This is a genomic window from Mucilaginibacter myungsuensis (genome assembly GCF_015222005.1).
Classification (GTDB): Bacteria; Bacteroidota; Bacteroidia; order Sphingobacteriales; family Sphingobacteriaceae; genus Mucilaginibacter; species Mucilaginibacter myungsuensis.
On the sequence record NZ_JADFFL010000002.1, the window covers coordinates 90,014 to 107,237 of the forward strand.

At 47.5% G+C, this 17,224-nt stretch carries 17 protein-coding genes; 12 read left to right on the forward strand and 5 right to left on the reverse strand.

Going from position 1 to position 17,224, the window contains the following annotated elements:
- Positions 1 to 18: 18 nt before the first annotated feature.
- On the forward strand, positions 19 to 432 hold the full coding sequence (locus IRJ16_RS04205; RefSeq protein WP_194110285.1) for a hypothetical protein: 414 nt from the start codon (positions 19 to 21) through the stop codon (positions 430 to 432).
- A 55-nt stretch (positions 433 to 487) separates the two neighbouring features.
- Positions 488 to 1,255 carry a DUF4197 domain-containing protein gene (locus IRJ16_RS04210; RefSeq protein WP_194110286.1) on the forward strand — a complete coding sequence of 256 codons (768 nt, stop codon included), beginning with the start codon at positions 488 to 490 and terminating at the stop codon, positions 1,253 to 1,255.
- 96 nt (positions 1,256 to 1,351) lie between these two features.
- On the opposite strand, the gene IRJ16_RS04215 is transcribed toward IRJ16_RS04210, so the two are convergent.
- A complete protein-coding gene (locus IRJ16_RS04215; protein WP_194110287.1) occupies positions 1,352 to 2,500 on the reverse strand; it encodes a metallophosphoesterase in 1,149 nt (382 codons plus the stop codon).
- Between the two features lie 212 nt (positions 2,501 to 2,712).
- Between IRJ16_RS04215 and IRJ16_RS04220 the strand changes: the two genes are divergently transcribed.
- The 6 genes from IRJ16_RS04220 (at position 2,713) to IRJ16_RS04245 (ending at position 6,984) form a co-directional block, all read left to right on the forward strand.
- On the forward strand, positions 2,713 to 3,207 hold the full coding sequence (locus IRJ16_RS04220; RefSeq protein ID WP_194110288.1) for a hypothetical protein: 495 nt from the start codon (positions 2,713 to 2,715) through the stop codon (positions 3,205 to 3,207).
- A 76-nt stretch (positions 3,208 to 3,283) separates the two neighbouring features.
- Positions 3,284 to 3,934 (forward strand): hypothetical protein, encoded by a 651-nt coding sequence (locus IRJ16_RS04225; protein WP_194110289.1) that lies wholly within the window; start codon positions 3,284 to 3,286, stop codon positions 3,932 to 3,934.
- The gene (locus tag IRJ16_RS04230; RefSeq protein WP_194110290.1) at positions 3,880 to 4,728 is read left to right on the forward strand and encodes a sensor histidine kinase; all 849 of its coding nucleotides are present in this window, start codon (positions 3,880 to 3,882) and stop codon (positions 4,726 to 4,728) included. The genes IRJ16_RS04225 and IRJ16_RS04230 overlap by 55 nt, the downstream gene beginning before the upstream one ends.
- Positions 4,700 to 5,335 carry a response regulator gene (locus IRJ16_RS04235; protein WP_194110291.1) on the forward strand — a complete coding sequence of 212 codons (636 nt, stop codon included), beginning with the start codon at positions 4,700 to 4,702 and terminating at the stop codon, positions 5,333 to 5,335. The genes IRJ16_RS04230 and IRJ16_RS04235 overlap by 29 nt, the downstream gene beginning before the upstream one ends.
- A gap of 29 nt (positions 5,336 to 5,364) precedes the next feature.
- Positions 5,365 to 6,435, forward strand: coding sequence for a PA0069 family radical SAM protein (locus tag IRJ16_RS04240; RefSeq protein WP_194110292.1), 1,071 nt, complete (start codon positions 5,365 to 5,367; stop codon positions 6,433 to 6,435).
- 207 nt (positions 6,436 to 6,642) lie between these two features.
- On the forward strand, positions 6,643 to 6,984 hold the full coding sequence (locus IRJ16_RS04245; protein WP_194110293.1) for a hypothetical protein: 342 nt from the start codon (positions 6,643 to 6,645) through the stop codon (positions 6,982 to 6,984).
- 180 nt (positions 6,985 to 7,164) lie between these two features.
- Here the strand turns inward: IRJ16_RS04245 and IRJ16_RS04250 are convergent, their stop codons facing one another.
- From IRJ16_RS04250 to IRJ16_RS04260, 3 genes are read right to left on the reverse strand one after another with little or no spacing between them, the layout of a single operon-like run.
- On the reverse strand, positions 7,165 to 7,911 hold the full coding sequence (locus tag IRJ16_RS04250) for a zinc ribbon domain-containing protein (RefSeq protein WP_194110294.1): 747 nt from the start codon (positions 7,909 to 7,911) through the stop codon (positions 7,165 to 7,167).
- Positions 7,911 to 9,008, reverse strand: coding sequence for a Nif3-like dinuclear metal center hexameric protein (locus tag IRJ16_RS04255; protein WP_194110295.1), 1,098 nt, complete (start codon positions 9,006 to 9,008; stop codon positions 7,911 to 7,913). The genes IRJ16_RS04250 and IRJ16_RS04255 overlap by 1 nt, the downstream gene beginning before the upstream one ends.
- 50 nt (positions 9,009 to 9,058) lie before the next feature.
- A complete protein-coding gene (locus IRJ16_RS04260; protein WP_194110296.1) occupies positions 9,059 to 9,466 on the reverse strand; it encodes a hypothetical protein in 408 nt (135 codons plus the stop codon).
- 210 nt (positions 9,467 to 9,676) lie between these two features.
- Between IRJ16_RS04260 and IRJ16_RS04265 the strand changes: the two genes are divergently transcribed.
- The 4 genes from IRJ16_RS04265 (at position 9,677) to IRJ16_RS04280 (ending at position 15,111) form a co-directional block, all read left to right on the forward strand.
- Positions 9,677 to 10,615, forward strand: coding sequence for a sugar phosphate isomerase/epimerase family protein (locus IRJ16_RS04265; RefSeq protein ID WP_194110297.1), 939 nt, complete (start codon positions 9,677 to 9,679; stop codon positions 10,613 to 10,615).
- A gap of 45 nt (positions 10,616 to 10,660) precedes the next feature.
- Positions 10,661 to 13,411, forward strand: a complete 2,751-nt coding sequence (locus IRJ16_RS04270; RefSeq protein WP_194110298.1) for a ThuA domain-containing protein — start codon at positions 10,661 to 10,663, stop codon at positions 13,409 to 13,411.
- 222 nt (positions 13,412 to 13,633) lie between these two features.
- On the forward strand, positions 13,634 to 14,932 hold the full coding sequence (locus tag IRJ16_RS04275; protein ID WP_194110299.1) for a leucine-rich repeat-containing protein kinase family protein: 1,299 nt from the start codon (positions 13,634 to 13,636) through the stop codon (positions 14,930 to 14,932).
- Positions 14,929 to 15,111, forward strand: a complete 183-nt coding sequence (locus tag IRJ16_RS04280; RefSeq protein WP_194110300.1) for a hypothetical protein — start codon at positions 14,929 to 14,931, stop codon at positions 15,109 to 15,111. Before IRJ16_RS04275 ends, IRJ16_RS04280 begins: the two co-directional genes overlap by 4 nt.
- 189 nt (positions 15,112 to 15,300) lie before the next feature.
- On the opposite strand, the gene IRJ16_RS04285 is transcribed toward IRJ16_RS04280, so the two are convergent.
- Positions 15,301 to 17,223, reverse strand: coding sequence for a redoxin family protein (locus IRJ16_RS04285; protein WP_194110301.1), 1,923 nt, complete (start codon positions 17,221 to 17,223; stop codon positions 15,301 to 15,303).
- Position 17,224 lies beyond the last annotated feature (1 nt).

The following is a 17,224-nucleotide window of genomic DNA, read 5'->3' on the forward strand; positions in this document are numbered from 1 at the left end:
GCTAACAAAACTATTGTGATGCCCCTAATTAAGTCAAGCAAGATACTCGTGGTCTCGTCGGCCACATCGTTAGTACCCGTTCCGGCCAAAAAACATGTCATCCATGTAGATAGCGCCGACAAGATATTCCCCGCCATTCATCAGCACCAGCCAGATAGTATCATCCTGGATCATGATCATTTATTGGCCGATACCGAAAAGGTTCTGCGCCGTTTAAGCAGCAATAAATTTTACAGCAAGATCCGCATTGTTTGCCATAAACGTACCGAGCAACCCAAGGTAGATGATCTGCTGAAAACCCTGGGTGTTGACAAATTTATCTATGCTGATGAGGTAAAGTTGAAAGCCGAGCAACCCAAACGCGACCTGAAAGCCCTGGCCGAAGAATTGGAGGCCAAAGTGGTGGGTGTATTTGCCAAGCCAAGTTTCTAAAACCATAACGGTTACGCAACAAACAATAAACAGCTTTTTGCGTAGTTTTATCATCATGAAAAAAGCTATCCTATTTGCCGCGATCGTATCTGCGTTCTGCCTTAATTCTTGCGCTATACAGGCACAAACACCGCGCAGCAGTTCATCAACGCCTGCAAAATCATCATCGTCTGCCACGCAAACATCGTCGAGCCTGATCCCGACCAACCTTGATATCAATAACGCGCTTAAGCAAGCTTTAGAGTTAAGCACCGGTAAAAGTTCGGATCAATTATCGGCTGTCGATGGTTTTTTTGGCGATGCAGCAATTAAGATCCTGTTCCCGCCCGAAGCTTTAAAAGCGGAGAAGACCTTACGCTCGCTGGGTTTAAATAAATTGTGCGATGATGTTATCCTGTCGCTCAACCGTGCTGCCGAAGGTGCCGCCAAAGAGGCCAAGCCGATCTTTGTGAACGCCATTAAGCAAATGACGCTGAAAGACGTCAGCAACATCCTATTAGGCGAGCAAGACGCGGCTACCCAATATTTTAAAACATCAACTACCACGCAGCTATCGGCCAAGTTCAAACCGATCATCGAAGGATCGTTAAATAAAGTTGGCGCTACCCGTTACTATACATCAGCGGCTACGCAATACAATAAGGTGCCTTTTGTAAAAAAGATAAACCCTGATATTACCGAATACGTCACCCAAAAAGCGATGGATGGCCTGTTTTTGCAGATCGCCAAAGAAGAGTTAAAGATCCGCAGCGACCTTTCGGCACGTACTACGCCGTTGCTGAAGAAGGTATTTTCTTTTGCGGACGAGATGTTGAAGAAGTAGCCTTGCTGTTACCTCAAGGTATATCTAAATAAATTAAGCCTTAACAGACATCGGTCTGCTAAGGCTTTTTTACGGAGGTGTGTGTTTGAGCATGCTTTATTGTAACACCTTAAGTTTTGGTTGGTCGGCCGGCTTAATGATGGTGTGGTTATTACCCATCAGATTTTCTAAGCGGCATTCGTCCAATACCTCGCGGGCGGGTACTTTGTTGGGCAGGTATTTCCATTTGATCAGGCGGATCATGCCGTCGGCTATCTCCAGGCCGGTAATGTCGCCATCGTCAAAACAGCAGCAGCCGGTGTTAAAGTAGCAAGGCTTGTAGTTATCATCCTTAAAAACGATCACGTTATCGCCCTTATGGTGCCGTTTGGCTATGCGGGCTTCCAGATCAAGGATCAGGGCTTCGTCGTTCGCGGCCTTGGCTTTGTCCAGCTCAGCGTATAAACGCTCTATCTGTGTAAGCGAACGGAATACCGGCTGATGCGTATGCCCGGTGATCAGCAGCAGATCGGTCTTTTGCTCGCCCCACTCGTACATGATACGGTTGTGGTCGGTCTTTAGCTGATCATTGTTGGCAGGTGTATTGGGGTTAACACGTAAATAGGCCTGCAGCGGTCCCCAAACGTCGGACACGAACCATTTACTTAGCCAGCTGCCATCGCTTTGCAGATCGCCCTGGTGGCCGTGGGTAAGGTACACTTCCAGTGGCTTGTTGTCGATATTGGTCTTCAGTACAAGGCCCTCGTAAACTTTGATGCTTTGGCCGTACACCTGTTTCAGGCTTAGCTGGGCCAGCGGGTCGCTATCCCAATAAAGATCGTGGTTACCGAATATTTTGGTAAATGCTGCACGATCCAAAAACATACGTTCCCGGTCGAATGTGGCTTTATTACGTTTTTTTACGCTGGTAAAAGTGTTCTCCCAAAGCTCTTCGCTATCACCCAGACTAATAAAATGGAAACCGTTATTGTTATAATGGTCCAGCGCGGCCAGGTAATTTTTCTCGGATGGCGCAAAATCGTCGGCGCCATCGCGCGCGCCTTTGTGCTGATCCGAAAAAATGATGAATTTGTGCTTTGATGTGTCAAAGTTAAGTACAAATCCCCGTTTGGTATCCGGTTGGTTAATATCCTCGTAAAGTTCATCCAGCGCCTTATCCACCCTCTTTTGGTCAGGCCGCGACGAGTATTTCTCGTTCAGCCTAATGATCGGCTGCTTCAGTAAGCGTTGTAGCAGAGCCCGCATATTTTATTAACAGTATATGATCAATTTTTGTGTTAAGGTGATAAAATTGGCTGGGTACAAATATCAACACTGAAAATAGGTTAACAGTTAGTTAAAACTACCATTGCGCAGGGTGTTTTCACCCTTTGTACAGCAGTTAAAAAACCATATACCATAATTAAAACATAATGCTAATTTTAGTAAAAATTATTTGACCTCACTAAATTGCAATTATGTCTAAAGATCAGATCAGCCGTGGCAACGCCGGCGTAAAAAAAAGCCAATTACAAAAGTTAGTTAACAACTATTACGACGTCATTAAAAAAAAGGACGCGAACGGAAAGATAGTTGACCTTGACCGTAAAAAGGACGCCCGCAGCGCCTGGTTCAGCAAAGAAGTGATCGACCAGATGTTCGCCGCCCATGGCTGCACGGCCGAAAACAGTAAAGAGTTTGGCTTGCGTTTATACTTCGGCGTCCACAAAAAAGGTGTTTTGGAAAGGAATGGCGAGGACGTTCCCGAAAAATACCATAATCAACAAACCATTGTATTGGTACCAACCCGCTTAAAAGATGGTGTACCTGATGCCGACCTATTGAAAGATGATACCCACGCATTTGCAGGTGCCGATGGTAAAGGCGACGGTAATGCCGAAGGAGAAGGCGACGGTGTAAATCACTCTAAACTTTGCCCGCCCGAGACCGGTTGCGGTTCCCTTATCGACTAACAAGCGACATATTTTATCCGATCCCATATAATGCCGGCTTATCTGCTAAAGATAAAGCCGGCATGTTTTGATTTTTATGACCGATTACCTTAGCATCATTTTAGAGGGACTGGCGTTGCTCGTCGGACTGATCAGCTTCAACAAGATCACTATCGGTCGGTATAAACTGCTGCCGCCTTATCTGGCCATCATTATCTCCTTTGAAATATGTAATATGATGGGGCTTTTTGCCTATCAGCGCACAAATTTGTGGGTGATGAATATCGCGATCACCTTCGAATTCCTATTCTTTGGCGCCTTCATTTTATCGGCCTATCGCAATAAAAAAGAGCAGCGCATATTTGGATTGATCATGCTGGCGGTCCTTCTGTACACTGTTATAGACGTGGTGTGGGTGAAGGGGGTATTTAAACTTGGTTATCATGCAATTGTGGTACAGTACAGTTTGCTTATAGTTATTGTATGCCGCTTGTTTTATAATATGATGCAGGAGTTTGATCGTGGTACATCCTTAGCCCATGATCCTGATTTTTGGGTGAGCACCGGCTTGCTGTTCTTCTTCCTGGCCGAGTTCCTGTTCTTTGCATCCTTTAAGTTGGCTTATACCCATCCGGATACCTTTAGCGCATTATTTAAAGTAATAAAGACCATAGCCAATTTTATTTTATATTCTTGCTTAATAGTTTCGTTTTTATGGGCGCGCCGGGCGAAGAAAATATCTTACTGATCGTTGCAGGTACCAGCATGTTTTTGCTGCTGGGCATCTTCATAGTCAGTTTTTTGTTTTTTTACCAGCGCAAACGCATCATCCACATCACCGAGCGTGACCAAATGAAGGCGGCTTACAGCCAGGAGATACTGACCACCCAGATCGAAGTTCAGGACCAAACGCTGAACTACATCAGTCAGGAACTGCACGATAATATTGGCCAGGTGCTGTCCTTCATCAAACTGAACCTGGGTACCACGCCGTCACTGGACGAAGAGAAAAAGCAACGTAAAATAGACGAAAGCCGGGACCTGTTGGCCCAGGTGATCATGGACCTTCGGGACCTGTCTAAAAGCCTCAGCTTTCAGCAGATCAAGCAATACGGGCTATTCCGGGCAATGGAGCTGGAGGTTGACCGGGTGAATAAAAGCGGGCTGATGAAGATCGATATAGCTATCGACGGCGACCCTTATCCGCTGGGTGAACAGCGGGAATTGGTATTGTTCCGCATTTTTCAGGAATCGATGAATAATGCGTTGAAGTATGCTCATGCGATCAATTTCAATATCAGTTTGAAATATTCCCGCGATCTGTTTAATTTGACCATGGCCGACAATGGCGTGGGTTTTGATGCTGATATCGCTGGTGGTAAGAACGGTTCGGGATTGAAGAACATCGAGCACCGGGCATCACTGATCGGCGCTAAGGCATCGTTAACTACTGCGCCCGGCGAAGGCTGTATCGTAAAAATAGATCTTGACCCTGTTAAACAATTAAATTTAGATGGAACCTATCCAAATAGCGCTGGTTGATGATCACCGCCTTTTTCGCAGCGGTATCGCGTCACTCATCAGTGGCTTTAAGGGATATCATGTGATGTTCGAGGCTGGCAACGGTGAGGAACTGACCAATAAACTGACGCCCAAAGTTAAGCCCGATATTATCCTGCTGGACATTAATATGCCTATTATGGACGGCATCCAAACCGCCAAATGGCTGCATGATACTTACCCTAATATCTGCGTGATCATCCTATCCATGTTCGGCGATGCCGAAAAGGTTTTGCAGATGGTAAAGATGGGCGTAAAAGGCTATTTGTTAAAAGATGCCGAGCCGCACGAGTTTGAGCAGGCCTTGGCCAAGGTATCGGCCGGCGAGGTTTACTATCCAGATTTTGTGACCCGCCACATCATCAATAGTTTTAATCAGCAACCCGAGCTGATCAAACTGAACAACCGCGAGATCGAATTCCTTAAACTGGCCGCCACCGAGCTGACCTATAAAGAAATAGCAGACGAAATGTGCATCAGCGCCCGTACGGTTGATGGTTACCGCGATGCACTGTTTGAGAAACTACAAATTAAGAGCCGTGTAGGCCTGGTTTTATACGCCATAAAAAATAAGATGATCACATTGTAACTTGCTAATTTATTTAGCAGATTTGTACTATGGCACACGAGGACAACGCGGAGTTTTTTAAAGGGCGCGGCGCACAGGTAAATACCCATAACAAATTCCTGAAACGCAAATACGTGCAAGAGCACCCCGAAGGGCTTGATGAGCCTTTTATGGAGAACTCGCGCACGCAGCTTTTTGAAGAGCATGCCAAAAAGATCGTGAGCGAAAGTAGCAGTCCCGATCTTAGTCACATGCATTCTATTAACCCCTATCAGGGTTGTGAGCATGGTTGCATTTATTGCTACGCCCGTAATAGCCATGAATATTACGGCTTTAGTGCCGGGCTTGATTTTGAACGGAAGATCGTTGTTAAACGCAACGCGCCCGAACTGTTAGAGCAGTACTTTAACAAAAAGAACTACACGCCGGTCACCATCCTCATGTCCGGCAATACAGATTGCTACCAACCGGTAGAGCGTGACCTGGAGATCACCAAGCGCTTACTGGAAGTTTTTCTGCAATACAAGAACCCCGTCAGTATCATCACTAAGAATAACCTGATCTTACGCGATATCGATATTGTAGCTGAATTGGCGGCCCAGAACCTGATCAACGTTAATGTATCTATAACCTCGCTTAACGAGCCTTTGCGCCAAAAGCTTGAACCACGTACCGTAACGGCCAGCGGACGCCTTACAGTGATCGAAAAGCTGTCTCAGCGGGGCGTACCGGTAAGGGTGATGGCCGCGCCGATCATTCCGGGGTTAAATAGTAACGAGGTGCCCGCTATTATCAAGGCCGCTGCCGACCGTGGTGCAAGAGGCGCCGGCTTTACCATGGTTCGCCTGAACGGTGCCATAGCCGAGATATTTGATGATTGGATACACAAGACTTTCCCGGACAAAGCCGAGAAGGTTTTGAACATGATCCGCAGCGTACACGAGGGCAGCCTGAACGACAGCGACTTTGGCCGCCGTATGAGTGGCAGTGGTAACATTGCCCACTCCATCCACCAAATGTTCAACATGGCGGTGAACAGGTTTATGGGCGACAGGGGTATGCCCCCGTTGGATCATACCCTTTTTATCCCGAAGGGTGGCAGGCAGACATCGTTGTTTTAAATTGCTTGGTTTTTACTACAAAGGGCATTAAGCCTTTATATCCCAGAACGACGACTTTGTGTGCTTCGTGAAAAACTTTGTGCACTTTGTGGCCAAATAACCGATAATGTTAAAGATCTAATTTTCAGCTGATTTAATTTGCAATGATCAATATTGTTAATTAGATTTACAACCAATAGTTGTAATCAATATCACCTAATATTCAACATGGAACGCCATCACCCCGACCTCCGCTTTCCCCTTATTGTCGCCGGCTTCAGTGCTGGTCTTGTCAATAGGTACGATATGATCATTACCCGCTTGCAAGCGCTGGAAACTAAAATAAAGCAAAACGATCCGGGCTTTAGTATCAAACCCATGTGGTCGGTAAATTACAGCCGGGGGCGGATGATCTTTCATGTAACCGCCCACTGTGTGGACAGGGTGCTGAAAAGCGAATTGCTATCGATCTTTAGTATGACCGATATTAAAACAGCTTACGTGCCACGCTTTACATGGAAAAAGGCGCCTAAACTTAGCGCCACGTCTATACTGTCAGTAGTAAATTAATAGGACTTTCAACCTGCCCCATACCCAATTGGCATCGGGATAGATATTCATTATCGCTCATATGCCCCTGTTAAAATGCGAAAAGGCGCCCAACTGGAGCGCCTTTTTCTATTTTTTATTGGTTGACCCCGAAGTTAAGCCTATCCCTAACCTCTGATCACTAATTAACTGATCAACTGACTACGCTTCTTCCTCAACGGTCAAAGCCATTTGCTCATCAACCAGGATACGGCCGCAGTGCTCGCAGACGATGATCTTTTTGCGCTGACGGATATCAGACTGGCGCTGAGGCGGGATCTGGTTAAAGCAACCAGAGCAAGAATCACGACGGATGGTTACTACGGCCAAACCATTTTTAGCGTTTTTACGCAGGCGGTTGTAGGCAAATAACAAACGCTCCTCGATGTTAGCTGTAGCGGTTTCTGCATTAGCTACCAGATCTTCTTCTTCTTTTTGAGTTTCAGAAGTGATCACGTCCAGCTCTTGTTTTTTAACGTCAAGGTCACCTTTGCGTTCTTCAAGGTCGGCAAGGGCCTTTTCGTAAACCTGGTTTTTGGTAGTGATCTCGAAACCGAACTCGCGGATCTTTTTCTCGCTCACCTGTATGTCCAAGCCTTGTATCTCAACTTCTTTAGAAATAGCCTCGTACTCGCGGTTATTTTTTACGTCGTTCAGTTGGGCTTCGTATTTTTTGATGTTGGTTTGCGCATCCTTAATGGTGTTTTTGCGCGCAACGATCTCGTCTTCCAGATCATCAAGTTCGTACTTGATCTTTTGGATACGGGTCTCCAGACCGGCAACGTCATCCTCAAGGTCGGCAACCTCCATCGGCAATTCGCCACGAACCTGGCGGATCTTGTCAATCTCTGAGTGGATAGTTTGTAGCTCGTATAAAGCTTTCAGCTTCTGTTCTACGGTTTGTTCCATTAAATATAATATTTGACGGGGTTAGTATTAATTTCTGTTAAACGGACGGCAAAGTTAGCGAATTTATTTTGAATAATTTCACACAATAAATGTTGCGTAAATTGCTCACTTTCAAAATGTCCCACATCGGCTATCACCAGTTTGCCTTCGGCATCAAAAAACTCGTGGTATTTATAGTCGGCGGTCACAAATATATCGGCACCGGCGGCAATGGCTTGCTTCAGTAAAAAGCCACCCGAGCCACCACAAACGGCCACACGTTTTACTTGCCGGCCGGTCAGTTCGGTATGGCGGATCACACTGGCGTCCATCTTATCTTTTACTCGTTTTAAGAAAGTGCGCTCGTCGACAGGATATTCTACCTCGCCGATCATGCCTGCGCCAACTTCCTGGTGCTGATTGGTGAGGGTGTAAAGATCGTAAGCAACTTCCTCGTAAGGGTGGGCTAAAAACAGTGCCATCAAAACCTTACTTTCTAAATGCGCCGGGTAAATGGTCTCTATCCGTGTCTCCGCTTCTGTATGGCGTTCACCTTGCTGGCCAACGTAAGGGTTTGTCCCTTCGCCGGGTTTAAAGGTGCCATCGCCCGGGGCGTTAAAGCTGCAATCGCTGTAATTACCGATATGGCCCGCACCTGCTTTGAATAAAGCACCACGCACCTGTTCGGCCTGGGCATGCGGCACATAGGTCACCAGTTTTTTAAGCAGACCGCCTTTGGGGGACAGGATGCGGCAGTTCTTCAGACCAAGCGTCTCGCATATGCGGGCGTTAACGCCGGTCTTGATATGATCGAGGTTGGTGTGGATGGCATAAATAGCAATATTATGCCGGATAGCTTTTTCTACCACGCGCTCCACGTAGGTTCTTCCGTTAAACTTCTTTAGGCCTTTAAAAACGATGGGGTGATGCGATACGATCACCTGGCAACCACGGGAAATGGCTTCGTCTACCACCGCTTCGGTGCAGTCTAAAGAGACCAGCGCCTGCCGTATCTCCATATCGGGGTGACCCACAATGAGGCCCGAGTTATCATAATCTTCCTGATAGATGAGCGGGGCAAGGCTCTCCAGGTAATTGGTCAGTTCGGATAGTTTCATTTTATCTCCGAAGTTAGTTATGATCTTGTAATGCGCAACAAAACCCGCGTTTATTTTGTGCGGATGTATAGCGACGAATAGGCTTCTGTATGGTTATCAGACAGGATAAGCGTATCGCCAATTAGGTTGATGATCAAACCACCCTGCTGATTATAATTGAACCTGAGCACAGGGGCGGGTTGCCCCGTAAAAATACTTTGCTCGGACCGTACCTGATAAGTACCGCTGAACTTCAATGTATCGTTATTAGTACGATGGAAGATACTGTCTTTCTGAAAGATGTATAGCCATTTGCCCGTCGGTTTTACCGTATCCTTGCCCGAAATACCACCTACAGAATGGATAAAAAGCCATTTACCGGTAAAGCGACTAACAGGCTCAGTAACTTCGCCCTTACGGCAGGTCATTGCCGTAACGAGGATAAAAAATAGCGGTGTCCAGACTAACAACTTTTTCATAGGCAGGCGGATACTAATATAACGCATCAAAACGGCCTTACGTTACATCTGAACGTAAAAAAATCGTTGACCAATAATTTTATTCTTCTATTTTTGCAATCGATTGCATTTTCGCGTAACACTTTTAATACAGCCTTTTAGCTGCTATTAAATTTATATATTTACCGCTCGGAACAGGAACCAGTTATTCTTAAAACAGCTTCGATAACCATGAAAGGCGATCAACTATCCCGAAGAAGATTTATTACCAATGGCGCTATTGCATTAGCGGGCACGTTCATTTTACCTAAGATAAGTTTTGCTAACAACTACTTAGGTTGGGCAAAACCAAATTCGGTGGTAGGTGGGGTGCAGATCGGGGTGATCACTTATTCGTTTCGCAGTATGCCGGGGACGGTTGATGACCTGCTGAAATACTGTATCGATTGCAACATCAGCGCTATTGAACTGATGGGCGATGCTGCCGAAGTTTTTGCCGGTATCCCAAAACGTGATCAGGCTTTAAGTCGCGAAGAGAACGCTAAAAAGATAGCCGAATGGCGCGCGTCCGTACCGATGGATAAGTTTAAAGAGTTGCGCAAAATGTACAACGATGCCGGAGTGAAGATCTACGCCTGGAAACCGACCGCGCTGGATGCCCGCCATACCGACGAGGAGATAGCCTATGCCTTCAAGGCCGGCAAAGCCATGGGCGCAAGTCACTGTACCGTGGAGTTACCTAATGATACCCAGACCGCCCGCTTGGGCAAAATAGCCGAGCAGCAAGATATGAAAGTAGGTTACCATGCTCACACGCAAGCCACCCCAACCCTTTGGGACAAAGCCATGGAGCAAAGCAAAGCCAATTGCATCAACCTTGATCTGGGTCACTATGTATCAGGCACAAGTAGCAGCCCGGTGCCGTTCTTAGAGAAGAACCACGACCGTATTGTAAGCATGCATATCAAAGACCGCAAATTCAACAACGGCCCTAACGCCGTTTGGGGCGAAGGTGATACCCCGATCAAGGATGTGTTAAAGCTGGTCAAAAAAAATAAATGGAAATTCCCGGTGACGATAGAGCTGGAGTACAACGTCCCTCAAGGATCTGATGCCGTAGCCGAAGTTAAAAAATGCCGTGAGTTTGCTGCCGAGGCACTATCATCGTAATATATCATCAACCCTCTATAACCAAGACACCCGATAAACCATAGTATGAAATTCAGTTTCCCCCGCGTTGTTAGCGCGTTCCTGTTAGTGACATTTGCCGCCACGGGCCTTACTCAAGCTCAGGTAAAGCGTAAGTCCGCCGCTCCTGTTAAAACCAAGCCAAAGGTGTTGGTGCTGACCATTACCAAAGGCTACCGCCATGGTTCTATCCCCAAAGCGGCCGATGCCATTATTAAATTAGGTGCCGAGAACGGCTTTGCGGTCGATACGACCAGCGACGTGACCAAGCTGAACGACGTTAATCTGAAACAATACGCATCGCTGATATTTGCCAGTACCACAGGCTCGTTCATGAACGCGGCACAAAAGGTGAGTTTGCAGCGTTACATCCAATCGGGTGGTGGTTTTGTGGGTATCCATGCCGCGGCCGATGCCCAGTACGATTGGCCCTGGTACGTACGCATGGTTGGCGGCTGGTTCGCTCATCACCCTGACCAGCAAATGGCCACTATTACGGTGACCGACAAGAACAACATTTCTACCAACATGCTCCCTGCCGAGTGGAAACGCAAGGACGAATGGTATCACTATAAAAATGTAGGTAAGGATCTACACATCCTGCTTAATCTGGAAGAATCATCCCTGACCTATAACAAAAACGGCAGCAGCGATAAATTTAAAATGGGTGCCAGTCACCCCATTGCCTGGTACCACGATTTTGAAGGCGGCCGCGTGTTCTACACCGGATTGGGCCATACAGATGAGTCGTACACCGAGCCGCTGTTCCTGCAGCATTTGTTAGGCGGTATTAAATACGCTATCGGCAATAATGCACCGTTGAACTATGGTAAAGCCAAAGTACAGGCTATGCCCGATGCCAACCGCTTCAGCAAGAACTCCCTGGTGACCGGCGGCTTTTTCGAGCCTACCGAAATGACCATCCTTCCTAACCTGGATATCTTGGTAGCCCAACGCCGCGGCCAGATCATGAAGTATGATCACATCACCAAAAAGATCAGTCAGATCGGTTACATCCCTGTTTATCACCACGTGGTAAGCGCCAAGGATGTGAATGCCGAAGAAGGTTTGTTAGGCATACAGATAGACCCGGATTTTAAGACCAACAACTACCTGTACATGTACTACAGCCCGGTAGATAGCAACGTTAACCGCCTGTCGCGTTTTACATACCGCAATAACAAGATCGATCAAACCACCGAGAAGGTGATCCTGGAAGTAAAGACCACCCGCGAAATCTGCTGCCATACCGGCGGATCCATCGCCTTTGGTAAGGATAGGATCATGTACATATCGCAAGGCGACAACACTACGCCATTTGACGAGCCGATGCCTAAGGGTAAAAAGCTCCCGAACACCTACTCTTATGCCCCGCTGGATGACCGCCCGGGTTTTGAACAATACGACGAAGGCCGCTCGGCAGGTAATACCAACGACCTGCGCGGTAAGATCATGCGTATCAAAATGAATTTGGACGGCACTTACAGCATCCCCGAAGGTAACCTGTTCCCGAAAGGGACGGACAAGACCCGTCCGGAGATCTATGTGATGGGTAACCGTAACCCGTACCGTATCTCTGTCGACAAAAAAAGCGGCTTCCTTTACTGGGGCGAGGTTGGCCCCGATGCCAGCAATGATAGCTTGGCCACCCACGGTCCGCGCGGATATGATGAGGTGAACCAGGCAAAAAAGGCAGGCAACTTTGGCTGGCCTTTCCTGATCGGTAACAACATCCCTTACCGCTCTTACGATTACGCTACCGGCAAGTACGGCGAGCCTTTTGATAAGAACAAGCCGCTAAATAACTCACGCAATAATACCGGCTTAAAAGAATTGCCTGCCGGAACCCCTGCTTTTATCTGGTATCCATACGCTGATTCGCCTGAATTTCCTGAGGTTGGTAGCGGCGGCCGTACCGCTATGGCTGGTCCTGTATATCACTCCGAAGATCACCCGAGTGCAGTGGGCAAACTACCAGCTTACTATGATAATAAGCTATTCATTTACGATTTTGTGCGCGGCTGGATCAAAGTGGTGACCATGGACGAGAACGGCGATCTGGAATACATGGAACCATTTATGAAGGGTACCCAGTTCAACAGTATGATCGATATGGAAATGGGGCCTGACGGTAAACTATACGTGCTGGAATACGGCACGGGCTGGTTCTCTGAAAATAAAGATTCGGGCCTGACCAGGATAGAGTATAACGCGGGCAACCGTGCACCGGAAATATCTGCCGTGGCTGCTAATATGACCTACGGTACTTTACCGCTGACCGTAACCTTGACCGCCAAAGCTACCGATCCAGAGAAAGATAAGATCACTTACGTATGGGATCTGGGCAATGGTATCAAAAAGACCACCCTCGTACCTAAGCTGAGCTACACGTACACCAAAGAAGGCACCTACGATGTGACCGTTGTTGCAAAGGACAGCAAGCTGGCCACCAGCAAACCAAGCAAAAAGTTACAGATAGCTGCCGGCAGCGCAGATGAACCAGTTGATCCGTCTTTACCATTTGCTGATGGTAAAGCGCTGATGCTGACCCTGGATTGCAAGGTTTGCCACAAGACCGACGAGGTATCGGTTGGTCCGTCATTCACAGCCGTAGCCAACAAATACGACAAGAACGATAAGACCTTTAAAACCTTGGGCGAGAAGATTATTAACGGCGGTACCGGCGTTTGGGGCGACGTAGTAATGCCTGCCCACCCAAGCTTGAAACCCGAAGAAACCAAAAAGATCCTGAACTGGATCATGTCGTTAAAGAAATAAGGCAGCACCTCAAAGTATATTAGCTATTTTAGCCAAGCGCAAGGCCCGGATGTTTTCGGGCCTTGCGTATTTATATGGCCGAAGAATTACCCCTTGTTTACGCTACAGCTATCGCACTGCCACTGCATTCCCCTAATTTAGGGGAACACAACAGGCACTGCCTTTGCCGAAACTTTAATAAGGGGTAAAATATTGGACATACTACCGAGCTATCTACCACCTATGCAAACATTACAACAACTACAAGCAGGCGAACTTATCGGGGCTACTTCACTAACCCTAAGCGAAAGCCTGACCGAATTCCCGCAAGAGATATATACCCTTGCGGATACGCTTGAATATTTGGATCTGTCAAAGAACAATTTATCTGCACTCCCTGCAGATCTTGGGCGGTTAACGAAGCTGAAGATCTTGTTCTGCTCGCAAAACAAGCTTACTTCCCTGCCTGCATCCTTAGGCAATCTGCCGCTGCTGGATATCGCCGGCTTTAAGGCCAACCAGATCAGCGAAATACCATCCGAAGCGGTCAACCCCAACCTGCGCTGGCTGATCCTGACGGATAACCAGCTAAACGAACTACCATCCACCATCGGTAATTGCAACCGCATGCAAAAACTGATGTTGGCAGGAAACCAGCTTACTACGCTGCCCCCAGAGTTAAGCCGTTGCCGTAATTTGGCCTTGCTCCGCATATCGGCTAATCGCTTAACCCAACTACCCAAATGGCTATTGACCATGCCCAAACTATCCTGGCTGGCTTTCTCGGGCAACCTGTTCAACCGCAAGCCACCTGTCCCTCCCGCTCAATTGATCCAATGGGATGACCTGGAGATAGAACAGCTATTGGGCGAAGGCGCATCGGGCCATATCTACAAAGCCAAGCACCAAATCCCAAGTGGTTCGGTTGCTGCTGCTATCAAGGTGTTTAAAGGCGCGGTCACCAGCGACGGCTTGCCCGAAGACGAGATCGATATCTGCATTACCGCCGGCAAACACCCCGGTTTAGTACATGTGATCGGCCAGGTTGATGGCCATCCCGATAACCGCAAAGGCTTGCTGATGGACCTGATCCCATCGCATTTTTACAATCTCGGTTTACCGCCATCCTTGGAGAGCTGCACACGTGATGTATTCAAGCCTGGGCAAGCATTGTCGGTTGCAGAAGTGCCGAAGATCGCATCAACAATAGCATCCGTCGCTGCCCAACTCCACAGCAAAGGCATTATGCACAGCGACCTGTATGCCCACAATATTTTGGTCGATGATGAGGGCAACACCCTCTTTGGCGATTTCGGTGCGGCCTGCTTTTATGATCGTAATGATGCGGAAACAGCTCCTGCATTGGAACGACTGGAAGTAAATGCCTACGGACAATTACTGGATGACCTGATCGGTCTGTGCAATGATCTAACCCATCCCGCTATCGAAAAATTAAAAGCATTGCGCGACGAGTGTATTGGCGCAGATGTATTGGCGAGGCCGGGGTTTGAACAGATATCGAAAAACCTCGAAGCGTTATGAAGCTTGCTGTGATAGTCAATAAAGTTTACACGCTCACCGGAATAAGATATTTATATAGGCTTAGTGACTTTGTTTATGGCGAATGGCTCATCTATAATAACGGCGACCCTGTATTCTATTTTAATGCCTTTGACGAGTTATACCAAGATACTTTTAAATCGCCTGCTGTCGACCTTTAAGCTTTCTTAAACTCAAACTGTCAAAAAAGGACGCGTCTTATAGTTTAGATCCTAAGATCCGGGGTTACAGATCAACAAAAGAAATAACAGCACCAATTGAAGTTGAAAAACTTTCGTTGGACTGGTTGACCGAATAGCGATCGACGAACACAAATATACTAACAATTTTGGCAATCCCCAAATTTTCGATCACATTTTTTCTAATAGCAGATCTATCTGTGCGCTGAGTTTCCGCTCTAAGACCATTCCCTCAAAACCTACTGTACGGAACTGCATTTTGCCATCGGCATCTAACACGGCAATGGTTGGGATGAGTGTAAATCCTACCTTCTCGCCAATATTAGGGTCGTTGTTAAAATACAATGGGAACGAGTACTGTTTATGCTCGGCTCCCCATTTCTGCGCGTCGACAATGGTATTACGCGCGCCGCTATTGATCACCATGAACATCACCTTTGGGTTGTTCTTATATTGGTCGTAAACTTTTTGCAGATAGGGCAATTCTTCCATGCAAGGCACGCACCAGGTGGCCCAAAAGTCCATGATCACTATCTTGCCTTTTAGTTGGTCCGCCGTTACGGGTTTGCCTTGCAGATCGGTAAGCGCGTTCAATTGTGGACCGGCCAAATTCAGCACTTCCTTTTTTACTATCGTGCGCATTTGCACTTTCAGGATAACGGATAGTTGATCCAGCTTTTCCTGATAGCCTGCGTCAGATCCTTTGTAGGCTAAATAATTGCGCTTAGATGCGGCCAACGACGAGCTGTCCGATGGTTCATTCAGTAGGATCTTCCAGTAGGCGTTGTGGGCTTGATCGGGCATTTTCAGGTGTTCGTAAACGTAGCCGGTGTTGATGAGGGTTTGCTTATCATCGGATAACGCGCTCGCTTCGTTCGCCTCCTTCAGGGCTTGCGTGTTATTTTTTTTACTGAGATGGTTGATGGCCATTGCCGAAAGCAAATTGGCCTTCACCTGCTTCACCTTCAGTGCACGGGTGCTGTCGGCTACGTAGCCCGGGATGTAACCGAACTCAGGGAAGTAACGGATGACACCTACCGGGAATTGATCGGCTATTTGATAAGCCTGCTCTGCATACTTTAAAGCGGTGTCCGGGGCGAGATGGTTACGGGTAAGTGTCTCTGCAATATCTTTTAAGGTCTTAGCCCGGTGCGGACTATTATCGTTCCTGAAAAAGCGGGCGTGGTACAATGCCTTAGCGGTGTTTTTACGGGCCGCGTAGTAGTCGAACAATTCGGAGTGCAACGCGGTAACCCCATCGCCTTTTTTATCTTTTGCTACCGCGATGCCATGCTCCAGTTTAAGGATGCGCTTGGCGGTATCTTTTTCTTTGCTAATGGATGAGGGCAGCAGGTCCATAGCCACATCTGATGTTGGGTAACGGGCCAGCACCACTTTGTGTACCGAATCTACCCGACTGCTTTGGCCCATGATGAGGTAACCCATGGTGGTAGAATTAACGCGGCCCATATTAGTAGGATCGGCGGCAAAATAGTTGGCAATGATGCGGTCGCTTTCGTTGTAGAGTTTCTTACGCTCGGCAGCATCCTTGGTACCCGCAATGCTATTGGCCACAAGGCGCACCTGTGCCTCGTAATTATCGGGGTGGTCTTCCAGTTCGGCCAGGATCAATTCGCGCTGCCTCTCCCGCAACAACGGCGACTTACCCAACTGGGCACTCAAACTGTAGCTCTCATGCAATTGGCTGCTCTTGACACGCTTGCCCTTATCGTATACGGGAATGGCATAATGCTGATCAGCGGCGGGCTTATCGGTCAACATACCGCTTTGTACATAAAAAGTGGCAAAGGTGGCGTACCGCTGTAGTTTAAATGTTGTTGTCCATACATCACCATTCTTGGTCAGCGGAAGTTTGAATGGTAGCTCGTAAAAAGTCGAATAGGTGAACACCAAGCTGATGTCCTGCGCACCAGCCGGAATAGCCGCCCCCGCTGAACCGGGACGGTACGTAATAGTGATAACCTGCCCGCGCTCCGGTTTTTCCGGAGTTATGGTCAGCGCGCTTTGCGCCGATGCCAGCATTGGCAGGCTAATGCCCAAGATCAATACAAATATCCTTAAAGCCTTCTTCATG